A 21,267-nucleotide genomic window follows, 5' to 3' on the forward strand; every position below is an offset into this window, starting at 1 on the left:
CCTCGTTCGTCGGCCGGCAGGCCGAGTGGGCCGAGCTGCGCCGGCTGGTGGAGAACAACCGCCTGGTCACGGTGGTCGGCGCCGGGGGATCCGGCAAGACCCGGCTGGCGGTGGAACTCGCCGCCGACCTGGTCGAGTCCTATCCAGATGGTGTCTGGTTCGTCGACCTCGCCACGGTGGTGGAGCCGGGGATGGTGGCGTGCGCGGTCGCCGCTGGGCTCGGCCTTCGTCGGGAGCCTGGCCGTTCGATGATGGACACCCTGGTGGAGTACGCCGCCGCCCGCCGGATGCTGGTGCTGTTGGACACCGCTGACGCCCAGCTGCCGGCGGCAGCCGAGGTGATCTCCCAGCTGCTCGCCGGTGGGGTGGGGGTGCGGGTGCTCGCGACCAGTCGGGAGTCGTTCGGACTTCCCGGTGAGGTGGTGTGGCGAATTCCTCCGCTCTCGGTCGACTCACCGGTGACCGGAGCGGAAAGCGACGCGGTTGCCCTGCTGCTCGACCGTGCCACGGCGGCGCGGGGCGGTCGACGGCCCGATCCGGCGGAGTGGGTGGACCTGCGTCGGGTCGTACGTCGGCTGGATGGCCTGCCGCTCGCCATCGAACTGGCCGCTGCCCGGCTGCGGGTGCTCTCGGTTGGGCAGCTCGCCGATCGTCTCGACGACGTGCCGTGTGCCCTCGATACGGGCCGGGATGATCCCGGGCCCGGGCTGGCCATGCGTCACCGCACCATGCAGGCAAACCTCAGCTGGTCGTACCAGCAGTTGGGCGCGGGGGCGGCCCGGCTGCTCCGCTGGCTGGCGGTGTTTACCGGGCCGGTGGATCTGGCGACAGTGGAGTGGCTGTTGGAGGACGACCAGCTCGATCCGCTGTCGGTGCTGGTGGAGAAGTCGATGGTGTTGGCCGAGCCGGACATCGGTGGTAGCACCTACCGAATGCTCGACCCGATTCGCGCGTACGCGGCCGGCCGGCTGGCGGCGGCGGGCGAGGAACAGGCGGCGCGGAATCGACACGTGGCCTGGTCCGCGGATGCGGTACGGCGGTTGGGCTCGGGGCCGGACGGCCGCCCGGTAACGCTCTCGCTGTACGCGTTCGATCCGCTCGCCGGTGAGCTACGGACCGCGCTTCGGTGGTGTGCGACGGGCGGTAGCGCCCGGTCGGGGCTCGCGCTCGTCGTCGGGCTGGATCAGTGGTGGCGGGAGCGGGGCCTGGCTGGGAAGGGCCGGCTCTGGCTGTCTCAGTTGTACGACCGCAGCGCCGAAACCGGTGAGCGCATCCCGGATGCGGAGCTGGCGGTGGGCTACCACACGCATTCACTGCATGCGGGGGCGGACGGCGACTTTGTCGAGGAGCTGCGCTTCTCACAGCGGGCGGAGGCGGTGGCCCGGCGGACCGGTGACGCCGGCCTGCTGGCCCGGGTATTGTCCAGCCGGGCGGCTCCCCTGGTCGACCTGGGGCAGCTTGCCCAGGCGGAACAGGTGTGCCGGGAGGTCATTGGCTGGGCACAGCGGCAGGACGTGGTGGACGATGCCCTCTTCGCCGTCCTCAGCCTGGCGGAGTTGCTGTGGTGTCGGGGTGCCCTGGACGAGGCGGCGGAGCTGCTCGGCGCGGCCCGCCCGGTCGAGGCGAGTCGCCCGGCGGAACGGGGCCGCCGGACGGTGGACATGCTGCTCGGCCTGGTGGCGCTCGCCCGTGGCGACCTGATCGCCGCGCACGAGCATCTGTCGGTGTCGCTGCGGTCCCGGATGGCGCACGGCTTCCACCGTCGTGCCTGTGACACGCTGCAGGCGATCGCGGTGCGCTGTGCCGCGGGGGGCGATCCGCTGACCGCCGCGCGACTCTTCGGCGCGGCGCAGGCGAGGGGGGCCGCCCTGGGCTCGGTGCCGGGCATCAACGGCGACTACTTTGCGCGGTGGCAGGCGCAGGTGCACGGGACGCTCGGGGATGTCACCTTCGACCGGGCGTACGGCGAGGGCACGGGGTTGGGTATTCGGGAGGCGGCGACGGTGGCGCTCGGCGTCGAACACCCGGACCTGGCCGCTGATTCCACCCGTTTCGCCGCTGGTGTCGCCCCGTCCGCCTTCACCGGTCCCCTGGAGGTGGCCAGCCCCCCTGGAGCGGCCACGTCGTGTCCCGAGTGCGCCGGAAACCACCCGGGTCGGTCTCGAGCCCGACTGAGGTCAGGCGAAGAAGCGGGCCAGGTGGGCCTGCGTGGGAACTGGCGCATCGGGCGGCAGGAGGGTCAGGTCGGCGAAGATGCTGGCCCCGTCACAGCCGGCGTGCAGGGGGTACCAGCGCGGAGCATCCGGTGGGCGTTGGAGGCAGATGCCCTTGATGGTCTGGATGTCGAGTAGCCGTACGTGGGTGGGGTCGGCGACCGCGTTGACATGCCCCCACCAGGGGCTCATCACGTGCAGGACGCCACCGGGCCGGAGAACCCGGTGCGCCTCGTCCACCAACGGCAGGAAGTCGATCAGGTGCTCCAGGATGTGGACGGCGAAGAAGACGTCCACCGAGTTGTCGGCCAGCGGCAGGCTGCGCGACAGGTCCGCCACCGCGTCGACCCCGACCGCGGGGTAGATGTCCAGGCCCAGGTTGTCCGGCCACTGTTTGGTTCCCCCGCAGCCCAGGTCCACCACGACCGGATCCCGGCCCCCGACCCGGACCCGGGCCCAGACGGCCAGGACCCCGGCGAGCTGGCCGACCCGGTCCCGCACCAGACGTAGGTCACCCGGCTCGTCGACCTCTCCGGTCAGGTGGGCGACTCCCCGGTCGAAGTCCACCTCGACGGCGAGATCCCGCAGCCGGCTGTCGTGCCGCGCCTGGTCCGCCCAGGCATCGGCGAGGAACTCGTCAACCGCCCGCAGCCGTTGTGCTGAGGGCGGGGTCAGTGTCAGCGCGACCATGGCCACCTCCGGCCGCCCGTTACCCGGAAAACCGTCCGGTATGCCCCCGGCCTTGGCGGGCTGAGACCGGACGTGGGTCGCTTCGGGTTCCCGGCCTCGCCCCGTGAACCTATTCTCAACGGGTAGGCCGGTTACCGCTGTGTGGTGTGCAGAGCGCCCCAGTGTCTCGTGGTGGTGTCGGCGGCGGAGGGCAGTGCGCCGACACGACAGGAGGGGTGGGTCGGATGGATCTGCTGGCCGAGTATCGACGGGCGACCCGGTGCTTCGAAGCCGGGGATCCGTCCGAAGCGGCGCGGCTGCTGGAGCCCATCCTCGCGGCCGAGCCCGGCAACACCGCCGTGCGCCAACTGCTGGCCCGGTCGTACTTCTCCTCAGCGCAGCTCAGCCGCGCCGAGGAGCAGCTACGCGAGTTGGTTGATCGGGACCCGAGTGACCACTACGCCCACCACGTGTTGGGCCGGACGCTGGAGCGGCTGAATCGGCCGGTGGACGCGTTGCGGCATCTGCGCATCGCGGCGGCGATGCACCACGGCAACGCCGACTACCAGGCGGCGTTGCGCCGGGTGCAGGCCCGGGTCGGTCGTTGACCCTTACCGGGCGGCCCGTCGCCCGCCCCGCCACCTACCATGGTGGTGGCAACGGAATCGACCCGGCGGAGGCCCGGCGGTGAAGCTGAAGCTGGACCTGCACGACATCTACAACCGGGGCACCGACATCGACCGGGCCCTGCGCGGAGTCATCGACGAGGCGGTGGCGAAGAAGGCCACCCTGGTGGAGATCATCCCAGGCAAAGGGTCCGGCCAGCTCAAGAAGCGGGTGCTGCGGTTCCTTGATCAGAAGGACGTCAAGGCGCTCTACCACCGGGTGGAGAAGGACTCGAAGAACTTCGGCCGGGTCTTCGTGCACTTTCGCTGGAAGTAGGGTGCTCGGGTTCCGCTCGCCAGCACCAGTGCACAAACCTCTCTCTGAGGGCTGACCTCCTGCCGCGATACTCATCCAGCAACGCGAGCCGCGCGGGCTGGCAGGGCCAGTCGGCGCCGCAGCCAGCCGACGCGGCCTACCTGGGGGTTGGCGACGGTGGGTTGGGTCATCCAGACCGGCGGATTGACCGGCCGGACCGGGCTCGGTGCTGCCAGGCGGTACGGGGGGTTCGCGCGGCGCGGCCTACCGTGCGGTGCGTTCCTGCGGCATGGTGCGGCGCTACCGGCGGATTGCTTTTCCGGCGGCTGAACCAGCGGATACGCACTTCGACCTCCTCTAAGAATGGGATGGCGTTGCACGCGGCGCGGTCCGCACCGGGACCGTTGCGGCATCCGAACCGTTATGGGGCGGACAAAGGGCCGGGTCGTCACCCAAGGCTCTCGACTACCGCAGCGGCGACAACGAGCGGGCACTGGGAGGGCGACCTCATCATCGGCAAGGCCCACACGTCAGCGATCGGCACGCTCGTCGAACGCACCACCCGCTTCGTCGCTTTGGTCCACCTGCCCAACGGCCGCCAGCCCGCCCAGGTCCGTGACGCTCTCGTCCAGACTGTCTCGAGCCTGCCGGCCCAGCTCAAAAGCTCCCTGACCTGGGATCAGGGATCCGAAGTGGCCCTGCACACACAGTTTAGCACCGCCACCGACATGCCCGTCTTCTTCTGCGATCCCGGCAAGCCCTGGCAGCGCGGGTCGAACGAGAACACCAACGGTCTGCTACGCCAGTACCTCCCCAAGGGCACCGACCTGACCCGCTACAGCCGCGGGGACCTGGACGCCGTGGCCGCCGAGCTAAACAGCCGATCACGCAAAACGCTCGGCTGGGACACCCCAGCCGAACGCCTCGCTAAATTCCTGGCAACAGCCAATTGATCACCTGTGTTGCGACGACCCCTGGAATCCGCCACGACGGGACGTGCCGGTACTGCCAGACGGTGCGGGTCAACCGGTCTGATTCAGCACTGGCCAGCCATTGAGTGACGTGGAGTCACGCCAGGTGGGCACGCGGCCGCCGACGGACGGTGCCGCTAGTGCTGCTCCGCTTGCATGGACCACAACAGCAACAGCTGCGCCAGTGATCGCCGCCGTCCGAAGCAATCCGCGGGCGCGACAACCTGACATCCTTCACAAGGCTCACCCTTTCTTTCGTTGCGTCCGTGTCTTTTGGCATGCTAATGCCGCTACGGCGCCTGTCAGACTGACTATGGCAAGCAACGACAGTGCAGCCACGGCGGGGTTCACCCAACTCGCCACCATGTCGTAATCGGCGTTGCAATTCCTGCTCAACGGGAACAGCCTGAAGTAGTCGTCTCGATGCGCACTATAGTATGCGTCGTCGTATGGTTGGCGATGTTGAAAGCGACAACTTTCTTCAATGTCGAGCCCGCCCGACAGTGCTCCCCACAACCACACCAAAACCAGCAGGAACAAGGATACCCAGACGGCGTGGCCGAACCAACCAGGCCGGCGCCAGGTACCCGCGCGAAGGCCACGCCCCATGCGCCAAACGCCCCATCCCGGGATGGCCAGCAATGGTATGAAAGGGAGAAGGGCAGCGACTCTTTCGAGGTTCATCAACGTGGCATCAACCTCCCTGCCGGCTGACGCAGATAGTCGTCGTGGTTAGCTTTGAGACTGGCCACCCTGCGGTTTTCCGATCCCACACGAGTAAGAATCGCATCGACGAATCCCTGCTCGAAATCGCTCAGCTTGTCATATCCGCCGGGCTGGTTCTGCAGGAATGTCGGGAGCATGACGCCCTTTAAGGTGATGAGTTGTTTACGGGCGAGGCCAAGCGTGGCGTCACTTCCGGTTAGTACAGAGTGAGCGGCGAGTTTGGCAGTTCTCGGCGGTGCCCCACCGCTGCTAGAAGAGGTCGTTGAAACGGCGGAGCCCACCTCCGCCATCGTAGCAGTGGGTGATCGCTTCAACAATGGTCTGGCCGGAGCGCACCCGTTGTTGGCGGTCTCAGTCGCCACGATATATTGGTTCAATCGACCTCGATTTCTGGTCCCTGCCCGCTACCGCAACGACCGTGGCCGGTGGGCGGAACGCGCACGGCATGGACGCTAGGTACTACTTGTCGTGTCGTGAGTTCCAGTTACGGAAACGATCTACCGCCATGTCGACGTGGCGACTCTCGTTCTGGCGCTGCTTCTGGAAGAAATGAAGCCGGCGGGGCCCGGGAGGCGGTAGAACGGGGAGATGAGAAAGACGGTGGCCTCGGAGGCGGTCGAGAAGCGACGTCCGTCCCGTGACTGAAAACCTGTTCGACGAGGTCGGCACGCTCCTGCGTACGGCGGCTGACCAGGTTGTGCTGCCGCTGTTCCGCCAGCTGGACGACGCCGACATCGAGGAGAAGGCCCCCGGTGACCTCGTTACCGTCGCCGATCGGCGGGCGGAGGAGCTGATCTCGGCGGGTCTGCGCCGGCTGTGGCCCGACTCGGTGGTGGTCGGTGAGGAGGCCGTCGCGGAGGACCCGGAGCTGCTGCGGGAGCTGCGCCGCTCCGGCCCCGTGTGGCTGGTGGATCCGATCGACGGTACCGCCAACTTCGCTGCCGGTCGCCGGCCGTTCGTGTTGATGGTGGCCCTGTTGATCGACGGAGATCCGAGCGCCGCGTGGGTGTTCGACCCATTGGTCGGCACGCTCGCTGTCACGCGCCCCGGTGCGGGGGCGTACGTGAACGGGCGTGCGGTACGTACGACCGGAGCGTCGGCTGACCCGGGCCGGCTACGGGGCGCGGCGATGTCTCGCTACCTGCCGGCGGCCTTCCGCCCGCGGGTGCAGGCGGCCGGTGCGCGGCTGGGTGAGCTCCTTCCCGGTCAGCACTGCGCCGGGCGGGAGTATCTGGACCTACTTCTCGGAGTGCAGCAGTTCGTGCTCTTCTGGCACACCCTGCCCTGGGACCACGTGCCCGGCACCCGCCTGGTCCGGGCCGCCGGCGGGGTCGCCCGGCGCTTCGACGGAGCTGAGTACCACCCGGCTGTTGAGGGGGAGGGCCTGCTCGTCGCGGCGGATGAGCGGGTTTGGACAGCGGCCCGGGAGGCGTTTTTCGGCGGAGCGTGACGGCAGGCGCCACCGAGAGTCCAGTAGTGCGTGACGGTGTGCGCCACCCCACGTCCCCCGGTGTCGAGCCGGCGGAGTTGGGGTCTCGCGGTGGCCGCCGGTCCGGTATCGTGGCCGCGGTCTCCGCCCGCTGGCCGCCGCGTGGCGCCGACGGGGCCGCCGAACATCGGGGGTCGTGGGGGCTGATGGCAGACGGGAAGGATTCACCGTGCGCACAGTCCCGCCCCGCCGGGGTTCCAGTCCGCTGACTGCTCTCGCCGTGGCGGTGGCCGTGGCGGTGCTACTCGGCGCCGTGCCCGCCCACGCCGAGCCTGGTGAGGGCGGCACCGAGAAGTTGCGGAATGCGCTGACGGCCGCCGCCAAAGCGCACATCGACGCCACGGCCAAGCTGAAGAACTCCAAGCGCCGGCAGGGGGAACTGGCCACCGAGCTGAAGACGGTGGAGGCGCGGCTGACTGACCTGACCGCCCAGGTGGGCGAGGTGGCCGCGCAGTCGTACCGGTTGGGTCGACTCACCCCGATGGCGACGTTGTTGGAGAGCACGTCGCCCGACGAGTTCCTGAATCGGGCGATGAATCTGGACGTGATGGCCCAGCGGGACGGCCGTAAGGTGCGCGAGCTGACCGAGGGCCGGGAGGCGGCGAAGAACGCCAAGATCGCGATTGACTCCGAGGTCCGCGAGCAGGAGAAGCAGCTCGACGTCCTGGCGAAGAACAAGAAGGCGGCGGAGGTGGCGCTCGCCGCGGTCAGCTCGGGTGGGGGTTCCGGATTCGGTGGCGGTTCGGCCAGCGCCGCGTCAGCGCCCCGGAACTCGGACGGCTCCTGGCCGTCGGAGTCCTGCTCGGTCAACGATCCGACCACGTCTGGCTGCATCTCTCCGCGCACACTGCACATGCTCAAGCAGTCCCAGGCGGACGGTTTCAAACGGCACGTCTCCTGTTACCGCAGTGGTGGTGGCGGCGAGCACCCGAAGGGGAAGGCCTGTGACTTCTCCGCCGCACCTGGTGGTTTCGAGAACGTCTCCGCGACCGGCGGAGACAAGACGTACGGTGACCAGCTGGCGGCCTACCTGAAGAACAACGCGAGCCGACTCGGTGTGATGTATGTCATCTGGTATCGACAGATATGGATGCCGAATACTGGTTGGCGATCATATAACGGTGGTGGGAGCCCCGCCGGCGACCACACCAATCACGTTCATGTTTCGATGTACTGACTCGAGCGGCGACCTTCGCTGCGTACCATCGCGCGGGTGAACTCCGCCTCGTCCCACGCTCCCGTCCGGCCGGCCCGACTCGGGTCGGCGACTGGTCCGGCCCTGCCCAAAGGGCTGGCCGCGTTCCTGGTCTTCTTCTCCAGCGGCGCGGTTCTGGTGCTGGAGACGGCAGCGCTGCGCCTGGTCGGTCCGTACGTCGGGGTGACCCTCCAGGTGACCAGCTCGGTGATCGGCATCGCGTTGGCCGCGATCGCCTACGGGGCGTGGGCCGGTGGGTGGCTGGCGGACCGCCGGGACCCGCGCACCCTGCTGGCCCCGGCGCTGGTGCTCGCCGGGATCGCCACCGCGGTGACCCTGCCCGTGGTCCGGTACGCCGGAGAGGTGCTGCGGGGCGGGGCGGCGTCCGCGATCCTGCTGCTCGTCGCGCTGGCCGTCTTCGTGCCGGCGATGCTGCTGTCGGCGGTCACCCCGCTGGTGGTCAAACTCCAGCTGTCCGACCTGCGCCGCACCGGCCAGGTCGTCGGCTGGCTCTCCTCGATCGGCACCCTGGGTGCGGTCACTGCCACCCTGGTCACCGGCTTCGTGTTGGTGGCCGCGCTGCCCAGCACGGTGATCCTGCTCGGCCTGGCCGTCTCCCTGGGGCTCGTCGGGCTGATCCTCGGCTGGTGGCTGGGGCGGACGGCAGGCGGACAGTTGACCGGCCCCGCCCGGGTGTCGGCCAGCCTGGCCGTGCTCGGTCTGCTCGGCGCCGGGCTTACCACAGTCGCCCCGAACCCGTGTGACATCGAGACGGCCTACCACTGCGCCCGGGTCGAGACAGACCCAGGCCGGGCGAGCGGGCGCACGCTGTTGCTCAACTCGGCGCGGCACTCGTACGTGGACCTGGCCGATCCGACTCACCTGGAGTACGCGTACACCCGGTGGATCGGGGCGGTCGCCGACGTCATGGCGCCCGCGGGCCGCCGGCTGGACGCGCTGCACCTGGGCGGAGGTGGTTTCACCGTGCCGCGGTACCTGACCGCCACCCGGCCGGGCACCGAGAACGTGGTCTTCGAAATTGATGGCGGGTTGGTCGAGCTGGGCGAGGAGAAGCTCGGCGTGCGTCAGGGGCCGGATCTGCGTGCGGTGGTGGGGGACGCCCGGATGTTGGTCGCCGCCGAGCCGGCGGAGAGCCAGGACCTGGTGGTGGGGGACGCGTTCGGACACCTGGTGGTGCCGTGGCACCTCGCTACCCGGGAGATGGCCGCTGAGATCCGCCGGGTGATCCGTCCCGATGGCGGGTACGTGCAGAACGTCATCGACTATCCGCCCCTGCGCTTCATCCGCAGTGAGGTGGCCACCGTCGCGGCCGAGTTCCGGCAGGTGGCCCTGATCGCCCCGCCGGCCGCGCTCGCCGGTGAGCAGGGGTCCAACTTCGTCATCGTCGCCTCGGACGTGCCGTTGCCGCTGGCAGCTGTCCGAGAGCGGCTGAGCGAGGTCGACCCGGGCGCGGTCGTGCTGGACGGCGCGGCGCTGCAGGAGTTCGTCGCCGGCGCACTGGTGCTGACCGATGACTACGCCCCAGTGGACCAGCTGCTCGCGACCGGGTGACTGCCGCCGCCGGCCCCGGTTGGATTCGCCGCCCCGACCTGCTGCACCGTCGCGGGTTGGTGGGTCTCGCCCCGGTCAGCTGAGCGCGGCGAACGACTGCACCTCCTCGCTGCCGCCCTCCACGATCAGCATGGTTCCGGAGCTGAGTACGGTGTCCTCGGTGGCCGCCTGGAACCGTTTACCGGCCAGTTTCACCCCCACCACCTGTACGCCGCGGCGGTGCTCTGGGGTCAGCTCGCGAAGCGGGCGGCCGGTGAGGCTCTCCGGGGTGCGGACCTTGGCGATCACGAAGTCGTCGCCGAACTCGATGAAGTCCAGCATCCGGCTGACGATCAGATGGGCCAGCCGTTCGCCGGCCTCCGCCTCGGGGAAGATCACGTGGCGGGCCCCGACCGAGGCGAGGATTTTCGCGTGCTCCGGCGAGGTGGCCCGTGCCCAGATCTGCGGTATTCCCAGTTCGGTGAGGGCCAGGACGGACAGTACGCTCGCCTCCAATGAGGCGCCGATGGCCACCACGGCCCGGCCGAGGTCCGCCGCGCCGAGCTGGCTCAGCGCCTCCTCGTCGGTGGCATCGGCCTGCACCACCCGGTCAATTCGGTTCGCCCACCGCTGCACCCGCTCCGCGTCCTGGTCGATGGCCAGTACCGGATGCTCGAGCTGCACGAGCGTGTCGGCGAGGTGGGAGCCGAAGCGTCCGAGCCCCACCACGATGACCCCGCTGTGTTGGTCTTTCCTAGCCGACAAGGGGTTGCTCCTCCGGGTAGCGGTACAGCCGTCGTCGGGTGTTCAGCGCGAGTGCCGACCCCAGGGTCAGTGAGCCGACCCGACCGATATACATCAGGACAATAAGTACATACTGCCCGCCGTCGGGCAGGTCGGGCGCGACGCCGAGGGAAAGGCCAGCGGTGCTGAAGGCCGAGGTCACCTCGAAGAGCGCCACGTGGTGCGGTACCCCCTGGGTTAGCAGGATCAACGTCACCGTGCCGACGACCACGATTGCCACTCCGAGCAGCGCCACCGTGACTGCTTGTCGCTGGCTGGCGGTAGCGATCCGGCGGTGCCGGATGGTGACGTCCGGCTCGCCCCGCAGTTCGGCCCAGATCACGAAGGCAAGGAGAAAGAAGGTGCTGACCTTGATGCCGCCGGCGGTGCTGGCGCTGCCGCCCCCGATGAACATCAATGCGATGATCGCCGGGATGCTCTCCTCGCCGAGCGCCTCGATGTTGATCACGTTGAACCCGCCTGTACGGAAGAACGCGTTCTGGGCGAACGCGGCGAGGATCTTCTCCGGCCACGGCCGGATGCCCAGGGTGTACGGGTTGGACCACTCGGTGGCCAGGAGGGCGAGGAAGCCGACGGTCACCAGGGTGACGCTGCCCCAGATGGTGAGCTTGGTGGAGACCGACCAGCACCTCGGGCGCCGCCCGCTTCGAACGGCTTCGAACAGGGCGGGGAAGCCGAGCCCGCCAAGGAGCGCCCCGAACGCCATCGGCAGGATGAGCCAGGCGTCGCTGGAGAGCCCGATCAGGCCGTCGCTGTAGAGGGCGAAGCCGCCGTTGTTGAAGGCCTGCACGGCATGGAAGACGCCGGTCCAGAGCGCCTCGCCGAAGGCGTAGTCGTACTTGACCCACAACCGCAGGGTCAGGATGACGGTGATGATCGCCTCTGTGGTCAGTGCGATGGCAGCGATCCGAAACAGCAGCCGGCGGACATCGCCGAGGCCGAATTCGGCGGTCTCGGCCTGCACGAGTAGCCGGTTGCGCAGCCCGAGCTGGTGGGACACCGCCAGGATGACCAGGGTGGCGCCGGTCACGATGCCGAGGCCGCCGACCTGGGTGAGGATGGTGATCACCGCCAGGCCGAAGTCGTTCCAGTAGTTCGGCGTGTCCACCACGGCCAGGCCGGTCACCGAGACCGCGGAGGCCGAGGTGAAGAGGGCGGTAACGAAGGGTGTGTGTCGCTGCTGGCCGGTCGCCCATGGCAGCATCAGCGCGAGGGTACCGATGAGGATCGTGGCACCGAACCCGATCGGCACCAGTCGCACGGGGCGCCGTAACAGCCATTGCACCCGACAATCTTCACTTTTCGCCGTGGGTGGTGGGGTGGAATTGGCGCTCCGGAGAGCCGACCGGCGACGAGGAATCGGCATTATGTGGGCGTTTCAGGTAAACCTACGGCCGGTGGCTCCCCGGTACGGGCGCACCCCGCTAACCTCCTGATCGACGGCGGCTTCGAAGGGGGACAGCGCATGGGCGAGCGGCTGGCCGTGGTTAGTGGGGGCGGCACCGGGATCGGGGCAGCCACCGCACAGGTGCTCGCCGTTGACGGTTTCGATGTGCTCGTCGTGGGCCGCCGGGAGGACGCGCTGCGGGCCACCACGGCTCGGCTCTCCTGGGACCTCGCCCGACCCGGCGCGGTCCGGGCGGTGGTGGCGGACCTGACCGATCCGCAGCAGGTTCCCCGGGTGGTCGAGGCGGTCGACGGCCGGGCGGTGGACGCCGTCGTCAACAACGCCGGGGGCTACCTCGGTGGGGAGCCTGACACCCTGGCCGGGGTCGCCGAGCAGTGGCGGGCCAGTCTCGAGGCGAACCTCCTCACCGCCGTCCTGCTCACCGAGGCGCTGCGACCAACCCTGCGGCGCCCCGGCGGCCGGGTGATTCTGGTCAGCTCGGCCGCGGCGCAGCAGGGCGGAGGTGGGCCACACTCCGCGGCGAAGGCCGCGCTGCACGGCTGGGCGTACGACTTGGCGGTGCGGCTCGGTCCGGACCAGGTCACGGTCAATGTGGTCAGCCCCGGGTACGTCGTGGACACCGAGTTCTTCGGTGGCCGGAGGACCCCCGAGGGGCACGCCCGGCGGGTCGCGGCCACGCTGGTCGGGCGGGCCGGCACCCCGGACGACATCGCCGCCGCAGTCCGCTACCTCGCCGGCCCCGCCGCCGGTTACGTCACCGGGCAGGTCCTCGGCGTCGACGGCGGGTCGGTCCTGGGCCGGTGACGGCGACGGCGACCCCACCGCCGTCCGCTCACTCGCCCAGCATCTCGTAGACAGCATCGGGCGCCGGCGCCACGTCGCCGGCGGGCGGAGTGATCGCCGGTGCGTTGCCGTAGTCGAAGTACTTCACCACGTACTCGGCGGCCGGTTGTTCGTCGACCGCGGGGAGGTCCACACTCAGCGTGTCGAGGTTGCCGTCGCTTCCGATCACCGCGGTGAACGGAAGCGACGTCGCCTGTTCGCCCAACGCCGCGATGTCCCCGTTCATCACGACCTCGGCGACCTCCGACTCGTCCGTCAGGTCGACCGTGCCGGTGTATGAGCCGTCTGCCTGCTGCTGCACCTCGTCAGCCGCTCGTATGATCAACGCGGCGTTGCCCATATCGGCGCCGTCATACTCGGGGATTGAGGAGAGCTTGCTCTGGTCGAGCTCCACCCACTGCCGCGGCAACCCGAGCTGTTCGTTCATCTCGGCCGTCTCCCCGACGCTCACCTTCGTCCAGGCGCGCTCGTCAATCAGCCGGAGGGACATCGTCATGCTGAACTCGCCCCCGGCCTTGGTCTCGATATCAGTCTGGATGAAGGTCAGCTCCATCGCCTTGAGGAGCGGGTCAACGGAGCCGGAGACCGATGCGCCGCCGACCTCCGTGCCGGAGAAGCGGAACGCCGGCGTCGTCTCGTTCGGCACCGCGGCGAGCAGGGTGTCCTTCGGGTCGGCCGGGGTGCTGGGTGGCGGCTCGGTGCCTCCAACTCCACATCCCGTCAGTAGCAGACCGGCGGCCAGGAAGGTGGCTGGGCCGACGGTGACCCGCCGGCCCAGGGGGTTGGCCCCGATTCGCTGCGTCATACCTGCTGCCTCTCTCGGGTCAAGGGGAGTGTCGCAGTCGATCCTCACATAGCTCCGGCAAGCCAACGGCCGCCGGTGCGCACAGGGGCACTGGTAGAAATGCCGGATGGGTCAGGATCGAACGGCGGTACGCGAGCAGGCTGAGACGGTGCTGCGCCGGCTGGCCGGAGAGCACGCCCGGCTCCGCGACGACCAGTGGCGGGCGATCGAGGCGCTGGTGGTCGACCGACGGCGGGTACTCTGCGTCCAGCGCACCGGTTGGGGTAAGTCAGCGGTCTACTTCGTGGCCACCGCGCTGCTGCGGGCGCTCGGCACGCAGGGACCGACGGTGATCGTCTCCCCGTTGTTGGCGTTGATGCGCAACCAGGTCGAGGCGGCCGCCCGGGCCGGGATCCGGGCCCGGACCATCAACTCCGCGAACCTTGACGAGTGGGACGAGGTCACCGGGGAGATCCACGCCGGGGCGGTGGACGTGCTCCTGATCAGCCCAGAACGGCTCAACAACCCGGACTTTCGGGACACCGTTCTACCGAAGCTGGCCGCCACCACCGGGCTGCTCGTGGTGGATGAGGCGCACTGCGTATCCGACTGGGGGCACGACTTCCGCCCCGACTATCGCCGGCTGCGGACGTTCCTCGGCAACCTGTCGGCCGGCACGCCGGTGCTCGCCACCACGGCCACCGCCAACGCCCGGGTCACCCAGGATGTCGCCGAACAACTCGGCGCGGCGTCCCGGCTCGGGGCGGGGCCCGAGGCCCTGGTGCTGCGAGGCAGCCTGGACCGGGAGTCCTTGCGGCTCGGCGTGGTCGACCTGCCCGGCCCGGCGTACCGGCTGGCCTGGCTCGCCGACCATCTGGACGAACTCCCCGGCTCCGGCATCATCTACACGTTGACGGTGGCTGCGGCGGCGGAAATCACCGAGTTCCTCCGGTCCCGGGGCTACACCGTGGCCTCGTACACCGGCCAGGCCGACGATGCGGACCGTCGCGCCGCCGAGCAGGATCTCCTCGACAACAAGATCAAAGCACTGGTGGCCACGAGCGCGCTCGGGATGGGGTTCGACAAGCCCGACCTCGGGTTCGTGGTTCATCTCGGCGCGCCACCGTCGCCCATCGCGTACTACCAGCAGGTCGGCCGCGCCGGCCGGGCCGTCGCCCACGCCGAGGTGCTGCTGTTGCCCGGGGGTGCCGAGGACGCCGCGATCTGGCGATACTTCGCCGCACTGGCCTTCCCACCGGAGGATCAGGTGCGGTCGGTGCTGGCCGCTCTGCACACCGACCGTCCCCTCTCCACACCGGCGCTCGAGCCGATCGTGGACCTGCGCCGTACCCGGTTGGAGCTGATGCTCAAGGTTCTGGACGTCGACGGGGCGGTCCGTCGGGTACGCGGTGGCTGGATCTCCACGGGTGAACCCTGGATCTATGACGAGGCGCGGTTGCGACGGGTCGCGGCGGCCCGTACCGCCGAACAGGCGGCGATGCGGGAGTACGCGACCACCTCCGCCTGCCGCCTCCGCTACCTACGGGAGTGCCTGGACGATGCGGGGGCAACCGACTGCGGCCGGTGTGACCGGTGTGCTGCGCCGACCTTCACCGAGGAGCTGTCCGATGGCGCCCTGCGAGCGGCCGAAGCATTCCTCGGCCGCTCCGGTGTCGGGATTTCCCCGAAAAAGCTCTGGCCGACCGGCCTTGCCGCGGTGGGTGTTCCACTCAAGGGGCGGATCGCCCTCCCGGAGCAGGCGCTGCCCGGTCGGGCCGTCGGGCGCCTCTCCGACCTCGGCTGGGGCGGGCGGCTGCGGGAACTCGTCGGGCCGGACACCGCCGACGTGGACGCGCCCGACGATGTGGTTGCCGCCGTGGTGGAGGTGCTCCGGGAGTGGGCGCACGGCACCGACCCCTGGCCGCGTCGCCCTGTCGGGGTGGTCGCGGTCGGCTCCCGCCACACCCGGCTGGTCGCCTCGCTCGCCGGGCGGATCGCCGCGGTGGGGCGGATGCCGCTGCTCGGCACTGTCATGGTGTCCGCCGCGGGCGGGCCACGCGGCAACAGCGCCCAACGGGTACGGGCCCTACACGGCTCGGTGGCCCTGCCGTCGGAGCTGGTCGGGGCCCTGGCCGGCCTGAGCGGGCCGGTACTGCTCGTTGACAACCTCGTCGATTCGGGGTGGACCATGACGATGGTGACACGGGAACTGCGTCGGGCGGGAGCGCCGGAGGTGCTTCCGCTCGCCCTGGCGGTCGCCGGTTGAGAGATCACTCTGGCTGGCGGATCGGCCGCTGGGCCAGGTAACGCAGCAGGTCCCGGATGTGGTGCTTCTCCTCCACCGACACCGCCGGGTCGGCGAGGCGCTCGAGGATCGCCCGGACATCCGCCTCGACCGGTCCGTCATTGCCGCGCCGAGGCAGTGCGGAACCGGCCTCCGGCAGGCCGAGAGCGCGGAACGCGGCGGCGACGGGTAGGTCGAGCGCGACGCAGAAGCCCCGCACCTTGGCCAGCTCAGGGTAGTCATGCCAGTCGCCGGCGAGCCAGCGGAAGACGGTGGAGCGGCCGATCCCGGTCTGGGCCGCCAGGTCGGTCACCGTCCAACCGCGCTCCATGCGGGCATTGTCGATGGCGCGGCGGACGAAGCGGGCGAACGCCGCCTGTGCGGTTCCCTCTCCCGAAGCCATTCCAGCGGATCTTCCTCCCCTTGGCCTTGTGCGGCCTTCGTGCCATCGAGATTCGACATTCGACGGTTCGTGGCTCGAGGGTAGTACGGCTGGCGTGGTCAGTGACTGGCCACTATGGATTCGAGGAGTTAGTCGGTCGGGTCTGTGGTGGTGTCCGCCGGGCCGTTGGTCGCACTGGTTGCCGTCCCACCGGCTGGCTCGCCGAGCAGTGTCGCCAGCCTCGGCGTGACCCGCCAACCGTCGACCAGGGTCCGGTACTGCGCCCAGTGCTCACCAGTCGGGGGTGCCCCGGCGCGGCGGGCCCGGATGAGCAGGTTGCGCGGCGTGTGGCGGGAGTCGACGAACTCGACCACCTCGGCCCGGTAGCCGTGCAGCCGTAACAGTCCGGCCCGGACCGCGTCGGTGAGCACGTCGGCGAACCGCTCGCGGAGGATGCCCTGCCGAGTCAGCAGCTCGTACGGGGGTGGGGTGGGCTGGGAGCGGAGCTGCGCGGCGAGGTCATGGTGGCAACAGGGAGCCGCGAGTACCCAGCGAGACCCCCACCGTACAGCCCGTGCGAGCGCCTCGTCGGTGGCGGTGTCACAGGCGTGCAGAGCCAGCACCAGGTCGGGGTCGGGCCCGACGGCCGCGTCGGCGATCGTTCCCGCCACGAAACGCACCTGATCGGCCCAACCCAACCGCCGAGCCAGCTCGGTGTTGCGTTGGCGCTGGTCTTCGCGGACATCGACGCCGACCAGGTGGACGTCGATGTCCTGTTGGGTCAACCAGCGGTACGCGGCGAAAGTCAGGTACGCGTTCCCACAGCCCAGGTCAACCACGCGCAGTGGACCGCGGAGCCCGTCCGGGAGCGTCGCGGCGAGCGCCCGCAGAAACGCGTCCACCTGCCGCCGCTTGGCCGCCGACCCGCCGATCACGGTGAAGATCGGGTCACCGGGATCGAGCAGGTGGGCCTTCGTCCGGTCGTGGCCGACCGGCTCGGCTACCGGCGGAGCCGCCATGCGGTGTACCTGTGCCGCGCCGGACTTTGTGACTCGGAGCTGCAGGGTCGTCGCTGCGGTCTCGACGTGCCAGTTGCCGAAGGGTTCGGCCAGCAGCGCGTCCACCGCCGCCTCTGCTTCCGCGCCTCGGGCGAGGTTGCGGGTGTGAGGCGCGCTCCCGTCCGTGGTGATGACCTGGAGGCGGGGGCCGGATTTGAGGGTGACCGGCCGTAGCTCCGCACGGTGCGCCGCTGGGCGGAGCCCACGGCGATGCCCGGCGGCCACCGCCCGGTTGAGCCCGGCGTCGAGCAGCAGTGCCCGCACCTCGGCGAGCGCGGCGGGCAGGGGTTCCGGCATGGGTGTCCTCCTCCGGGATGTGCGGTGGGACGCTCGGACGACCGAGCGCGCGACGTCCCCCGCTGGTGCCAGCGAGGGACGTCGGGAGCGGTGCGACGTGCTCAGTCGGTGGTCGTCTTGGCCGCCGTGCCGGTGCCGGAAGCACCGCCACGGCGCCGACGGCGCCGCCGTGGCTTTGGCGCGTCGGCACCCGGCGAGTCGGTGGTGGCCGCCGCGCCGGTCTCGACGGTCACTACCGCGGGCTCGCCGGTGGTGACGACCTCGCCGCCCCGCCGGCGTCGCCGCCGGCGGGGGGTGCGCTCCGCGGTCTCGCCGGCCTCGCCCGGCTCGGTCGTGGAGGAGCCCGCGCCACCACTGGCGTCGCCGCCGCGTCCCCGGCGGCGGTCCCGGCCCGTGCCACGGCGCGGCCCGCGGCCGTCGCCACGGCGGGACCCTCCGCCGAGGTCCTCCTCGACCTCGGCGGAGAGCCCGGCCCGGGTTCGCGCGTCGGTGGGCAGAGTGCCGGTGACCTCCGAGGGGATGTCCAGTTCGGCATAGAGGTGCGGGGAGGTGTGGTAGGTCTCCGGCGGTTCCGGCATCTCCAGGCCGAGGGTCTTGTCGATGATTCGCCAGCGGGGCATGTCGTCCCAGTCGACGAAGGTCACCGCGACGCCGCTCGCCCCCGCTCGGCCGGTCCGGCCGATCCGGTGGGTGTAGGTGTCCTGGTCCTCCGGGCAGTCGTAGTTGAGGACGTGGGTGACGCCGCTGACATCAATGCCCCGGGCGGCAACGTCGGTCGCGACCAGAGTGTCGATCTTGCCGGTGCGGAAGGCCCGCAGCGCCCGCTCCCGGGCGCCCTGGCCGAGGTCGCCGTGGACGGCGGCCACGGCGAAGCCGCGGAAGTCCAGATCCGCCGCCACCCGGTCGGCCGCTCGCTTGGTTCGGGTGAAAATCATGGTCAGCCCGCGCCCCTTGGCCTGGAGGATCCGCGCCACAATCTCGATCTTGTTGAGGGAGTGGGTGCGGTAGGCCAGCTGCTGGGTCTGCGGTGACGGGCCGGTCTCGGCGGTGTGCCCGGCGTGGATTGTCACCGGCCGGCGTAGGAAGCGCCGGGACAGCGCGACGATCGGGTCCGGCATCGTGGCCGAGAAGAGCATCGTCTGTCGCTCTTCCGGCAGCATCGCCAGGATCTTCTCGACATCGTCGAGGAAACCCAGGTCGAGCATCCGGTCGGCCTCGTCCAGGACAAGCGCGCGGACTCGATCCAGCTTCAGCTGCTTCTGCTTGGCCAGGTCGAGCAGCCGGCCGGGGGTGCCGACCAGGATCTCCACGCCCGTGCGGAGCGCCTCGATCTGCGGCTCATACGCCACCCCGCCGTAGATCGGCAGTACCCGGACGCCACGGGTGCTTCCCGCGGCATGGAGGTCCTTGGCGACCTGGATGCCCAGCTCGCGGGTTGGTACGACGACCAGCGCCTGTGGGGTGCCGTCGCCGCCCTCGGCGGGAGCGAAGACCCGCTCCAGCAGTGGTACGCCGAAGCCGAGGGTCTTGCCGGTGCCGGTCGGAGCCTGGCCGATCAGGTCAACGCCGCGCAGCGCGATCGGTAGCGCGTACTCCTGGATGGCGAAGGCCCGGGTGATGCCGGCGGCGTTCAGCGCGTCAACGGTCTCCTTACGGGCGCCCAACTCGGCGAAGGTGGGTGCTTCCGGGCGTACCGGTGCGGTGGCGGCAAGTTCGGTGCCGTCCATGAGGTTGTGGGTGAGTTCGCTCATCTCGATGGGGGGTGCCCTCTCGTGGGTGCGCCCCGTTGAGTCCTCGAGGCGCGGACGGTGTGGCGCGGGCCACACGGTCGGGCAGCGAATCGCCGAGCCGGACCGGGCCGCACGCGCGTCGTGGGCCGGCTGCGACCAGATCGAAACGGGAACTAATCGATCGTTGGACCAGATCGATTGGGACCAGATCGAGATCGAACGTCGGTCGGTGCCCACGGCAACTGTTCTATTCTACCTGAACATCCCGGGCGCTGTTCAGATTCCGGCAGGTGGCGCCGGGAAAGGCCGGGGGGAGTAGGCACCTTTCGCCTGCTCAAGGCGGTTGAACCGCAGGCTACCGGAGCAGGCGTGCGGGTGGTTCCGTTTGCCGACGCCGAGCTTCGGGCGAGGCCCTTCGAGAGCCAGCCAGGACCCGGCGAGGCGGCGCCAACCGCCTACCTCACCCGGGTGGATCGGGGGACTTCCCCCCCACGGGTAACTGGCCGACGGCCAGCGCCTTGGACGCGGGGCGTCGGTATCGCTCTCAGCCTGCCGGGCGTACGCCACGACAAGTGCCTGGGCACCTGCCGTGACGGGGCGTTGGTCAGCGGACGGTAAACCCGACCGCCCGGGAGGACGCCTCGGCGATCTCGACGTAGGCGACCTTGTCGACCGGGACGATGACCCGCCGCCCCTTCTCGTCGGTGAGGGAGAGGGTGCCGCCGTCGCCGGCGACGGCGTCGGTCACGATCCGCTCGATCTCGGCCGGCGACTGTGCGCTCTCCAGAACCAGCTCGCGCGGCGCGTACTGCACGCCGATCTTGACCTCCACTGTGCCTCCTCCACTGGGGGCGAAAATGCCGCCCTGCGAAGGCTATCCGATCACGGGGGCGGCGGTCAGGCTGACTCACCCTGCAAGGGGAAGCTCGCGATGCCTCGCCAGGAGAGCGCGGCGACCAACGCCTCCGCCTCTCCCTTCGGCACCTGCCGCCCTCTGGCCAGCCAGAACTGCGCCGCCGTCTCGGCCGCCCCGACCAGGCCGGACGCGAGTAGCTCCGCGTGTGCCCGGCTCACGCCGGTATCCGAGATAATCGTGTCGGTAATCGCCGCGATGCAGCCCTGCTCGACCCGCTCGACCCGCTGGCGGACCGCGGGGTCGTTACGAAGGTCGGACTCGAAGACCAGGCGGAACGACTCACTCTCATGGTCGACGAAGTCGAAGTACGCGCGGACGGAGGCGCTCACCCGCTCCTTGTTGTCGAGGGTGCCGCGCATCGCTTCCTGCACCGTCGCCACGAGCATGTCGCAGTGCGTGTCGAGCAGCGCCAGGTAGAGCTCCATCTTGCCGGGGAAGTGCTGGTACAGCACCGGCTTGGAGACCCCTGCGCGTTCGGCGATGTCGTCCATCGCGGCCGCGTGGTAGCCCTGTGCGACGAAAACCTCCTGCGCCGCGGCGAGCAACTGTCTGCGGCGGGCGGACCGGGGCAGGCGGGTGGGCCGGCCGGCGGTCTGGGTACCGTTCCCCACAGCGGTCATGGGAGCCTCCGAGTTCTTCATACGAGCTGGCATATCACCCGAACCGGTCAAGGATTACTGCCCGTCCCGGATTTGGCCCGCCGCCGTAACTTATCGCCACTGTCACCACACGGTAGCCTCAGCGGGGGCGACCAAGGAGCGCGCGGTGAGTGATGCAGGGCAACCCGGTGCCGCCAGCCCGGGAGAGCACGGTGACGAGACCGGTCCACAGCCGGTCCACTCCCGTTCCGACAGTCCGTGGGTGCCCCCCACCGGAGGCTGGGCTCCGGAACCCTCCACACCCTGGCGCCGATCTGACTCGCCCGTTGGTTGGGCCGACTCCTCCCCGCGCCATGGCGACCTGCCAGTTCCGCCGCCCGGTGCGACCGAGAGTGGTTTCCACCCTCAACTCAATGGATACCGGGTA

At 69.9% G+C, this 21,267-nt stretch carries 17 protein-coding genes and 3 pseudogenes; 9 read left to right on the plus strand and 11 right to left on the minus strand.

Annotation, left to right across the window (positions count from 1 at the left end):
• Positions 1–728 precede the first annotated feature (728 nt).
• Positions 729–914, plus strand: a pseudogene (locus STROP_RS26415) (hypothetical protein); the annotation flags it as partial.
• A gap of 1,263 nt (positions 915–2,177) precedes the next feature.
• Here the strand turns inward: STROP_RS26415 and STROP_RS01840 are convergent.
• Entirely contained in the window at positions 2,178–2,903 is a 726-nt protein-coding gene (locus STROP_RS01840; RefSeq protein WP_018830919.1) for a methyltransferase domain-containing protein, read from the minus strand.
• 224 nt (positions 2,904–3,127) lie between these two features.
• Between STROP_RS01840 and STROP_RS01845 the strand changes: the two genes are divergently transcribed.
• Together STROP_RS01845 and STROP_RS01850 are read left to right on the plus strand one after the other, a co-directional pair.
• Positions 3,128–3,490 carry a tetratricopeptide repeat protein gene (locus STROP_RS01845; protein ID WP_011904285.1) on the plus strand — a complete coding sequence of 121 codons (363 nt, stop codon included), beginning with the start codon at positions 3,128–3,130 and terminating at the stop codon, positions 3,488–3,490.
• A gap of 79 nt (positions 3,491–3,569) precedes the next feature.
• Positions 3,570–3,824 (plus strand): Smr/MutS family protein, encoded by a 255-nt coding sequence (locus tag STROP_RS01850; RefSeq protein WP_011904286.1) that lies wholly within the window; start codon positions 3,570–3,572, stop codon positions 3,822–3,824.
• Here the strand turns inward: STROP_RS01850 and STROP_RS25470 are convergent.
• A pseudogene (locus STROP_RS25470) lies at positions 3,820–3,945 on the minus strand (flavin reductase); the annotation flags it as partial. The gene STROP_RS01850 and the pseudogene STROP_RS25470 sit on opposite strands and share 5 nt — an antisense overlap.
• 313 nt (positions 3,946–4,258) lie before the next feature.
• Between STROP_RS25470 and STROP_RS01855 the strand changes: the two are divergent.
• A pseudogene (locus STROP_RS01855) lies at positions 4,259–4,756 on the plus strand (IS30 family transposase); the annotation flags it as partial.
• A 701-nt stretch (positions 4,757–5,457) separates the two neighbouring features.
• On the opposite strand, the gene STROP_RS23440 reads toward STROP_RS01855, so the two are convergent.
• Positions 5,458–5,781 (minus strand): hypothetical protein, encoded by a 324-nt coding sequence (locus tag STROP_RS23440; protein WP_238380261.1) that lies wholly within the window; start codon positions 5,779–5,781, stop codon positions 5,458–5,460.
• 356 nt (positions 5,782–6,137) lie between these two features.
• Here STROP_RS23440 and STROP_RS01860 point away from each other — a divergent pair, with 356 nt between their 5' ends.
• From STROP_RS01860 to STROP_RS01870, 3 genes are all read left to right on the plus strand, one after another.
• Entirely contained in the window at positions 6,138–6,950 is an 813-nt protein-coding gene (locus STROP_RS01860; RefSeq protein WP_011904288.1) for an inositol monophosphatase family protein, read from the plus strand.
• A 208-nt stretch (positions 6,951–7,158) separates the two neighbouring features.
• Positions 7,159–8,166, plus strand: coding sequence for a coiled-coil domain-containing protein (locus STROP_RS01865; protein WP_011904289.1), 1,008 nt, complete (start codon positions 7,159–7,161; stop codon positions 8,164–8,166).
• A gap of 36 nt (positions 8,167–8,202) precedes the next feature.
• A complete protein-coding gene (locus STROP_RS01870) occupies positions 8,203–9,756 on the plus strand; it encodes a fused MFS/spermidine synthase (RefSeq protein ID WP_011904290.1) in 1,554 nt (517 codons plus the stop codon).
• 75 nt (positions 9,757–9,831) lie between these two features.
• On the opposite strand, the gene STROP_RS01875 is transcribed toward STROP_RS01870, so the two are convergent.
• Together STROP_RS01875 and STROP_RS01880 are read right to left on the minus strand one after the other, a co-directional pair.
• Entirely contained in the window at positions 9,832–10,500 is a 669-nt protein-coding gene (locus STROP_RS01875) for a potassium channel family protein (RefSeq protein WP_011904291.1), read from the minus strand.
• A complete protein-coding gene (locus tag STROP_RS01880) occupies positions 10,490–11,824 on the minus strand; it encodes a TrkH family potassium uptake protein (protein ID WP_011904292.1) in 1,335 nt (444 codons plus the stop codon). Before STROP_RS01880 ends, STROP_RS01875 begins: the two co-directional genes overlap by 11 nt.
• A 180-nt stretch (positions 11,825–12,004) precedes the next feature.
• Here STROP_RS01880 and STROP_RS01885 point away from each other — a divergent pair, with 180 nt between their 5' ends.
• Positions 12,005–12,751, plus strand: coding sequence for an SDR family NAD(P)-dependent oxidoreductase (locus STROP_RS01885; RefSeq protein ID WP_028565473.1), 747 nt, complete (start codon positions 12,005–12,007; stop codon positions 12,749–12,751).
• A 28-nt stretch (positions 12,752–12,779) separates the two neighbouring features.
• Here the strand turns inward: STROP_RS01885 and STROP_RS01890 are convergent, their stop codons facing one another.
• Positions 12,780–13,595, minus strand: coding sequence for a hypothetical protein (locus tag STROP_RS01890; protein ID WP_011904294.1), 816 nt, complete (start codon positions 13,593–13,595; stop codon positions 12,780–12,782).
• A gap of 106 nt (positions 13,596–13,701) precedes the next feature.
• Here STROP_RS01890 and STROP_RS01895 point away from each other — a divergent pair, with 106 nt between their 5' ends.
• The gene (locus tag STROP_RS01895; protein WP_011904295.1) at positions 13,702–15,840 is read left to right on the plus strand and encodes a RecQ family ATP-dependent DNA helicase; all 2,139 of its coding nucleotides are present in this window, start codon (positions 13,702–13,704) and stop codon (positions 15,838–15,840) included.
• A 4-nt stretch (positions 15,841–15,844) separates the two neighbouring features.
• Here STROP_RS01895 and STROP_RS01900 read toward each other — a convergent pair whose 3' ends face one another.
• The 5 genes from STROP_RS01900 to STROP_RS01920 all read right to left on the minus strand — a co-directional run bounded on the left by STROP_RS01900 (position 15,845) and on the right by STROP_RS01920 (position 20,882).
• A complete protein-coding gene (locus STROP_RS01900) occupies positions 15,845–16,261 on the minus strand; it encodes a helix-turn-helix domain-containing protein (protein WP_011904296.1) in 417 nt (138 codons plus the stop codon).
• A 128-nt stretch (positions 16,262–16,389) separates the two neighbouring features.
• A complete protein-coding gene (locus STROP_RS01905) occupies positions 16,390–17,595 on the minus strand; it encodes a class I SAM-dependent methyltransferase (RefSeq protein WP_011904297.1) in 1,206 nt (401 codons plus the stop codon).
• A gap of 101 nt (positions 17,596–17,696) precedes the next feature.
• Positions 17,697–19,346 carry a DEAD/DEAH box helicase gene (locus STROP_RS01910; protein WP_187151570.1) on the minus strand — a complete coding sequence of 550 codons (1,650 nt, stop codon included), beginning with the start codon at positions 19,344–19,346 and terminating at the stop codon, positions 17,697–17,699.
• A 583-nt stretch (positions 19,347–19,929) separates the two neighbouring features.
• Positions 19,930–20,157 carry a DUF3107 domain-containing protein gene (locus STROP_RS01915; RefSeq protein WP_011904299.1) on the minus strand — a complete coding sequence of 76 codons (228 nt, stop codon included), beginning with the start codon at positions 20,155–20,157 and terminating at the stop codon, positions 19,930–19,932.
• A 65-nt stretch (positions 20,158–20,222) separates the two neighbouring features.
• Entirely contained in the window at positions 20,223–20,882 is a 660-nt protein-coding gene (locus STROP_RS01920; RefSeq protein WP_020678918.1) for a TetR/AcrR family transcriptional regulator, read from the minus strand.
• Between the last annotated feature and the right edge of the window lie 385 nt (positions 20,883–21,267).

It is taken from the genome of Salinispora tropica CNB-440, from assembly GCF_000016425.1.
In the GTDB taxonomy this organism is placed as follows: domain Bacteria; phylum Actinomycetota; class Actinomycetes; order Mycobacteriales; family Micromonosporaceae; genus Micromonospora; species Micromonospora tropica.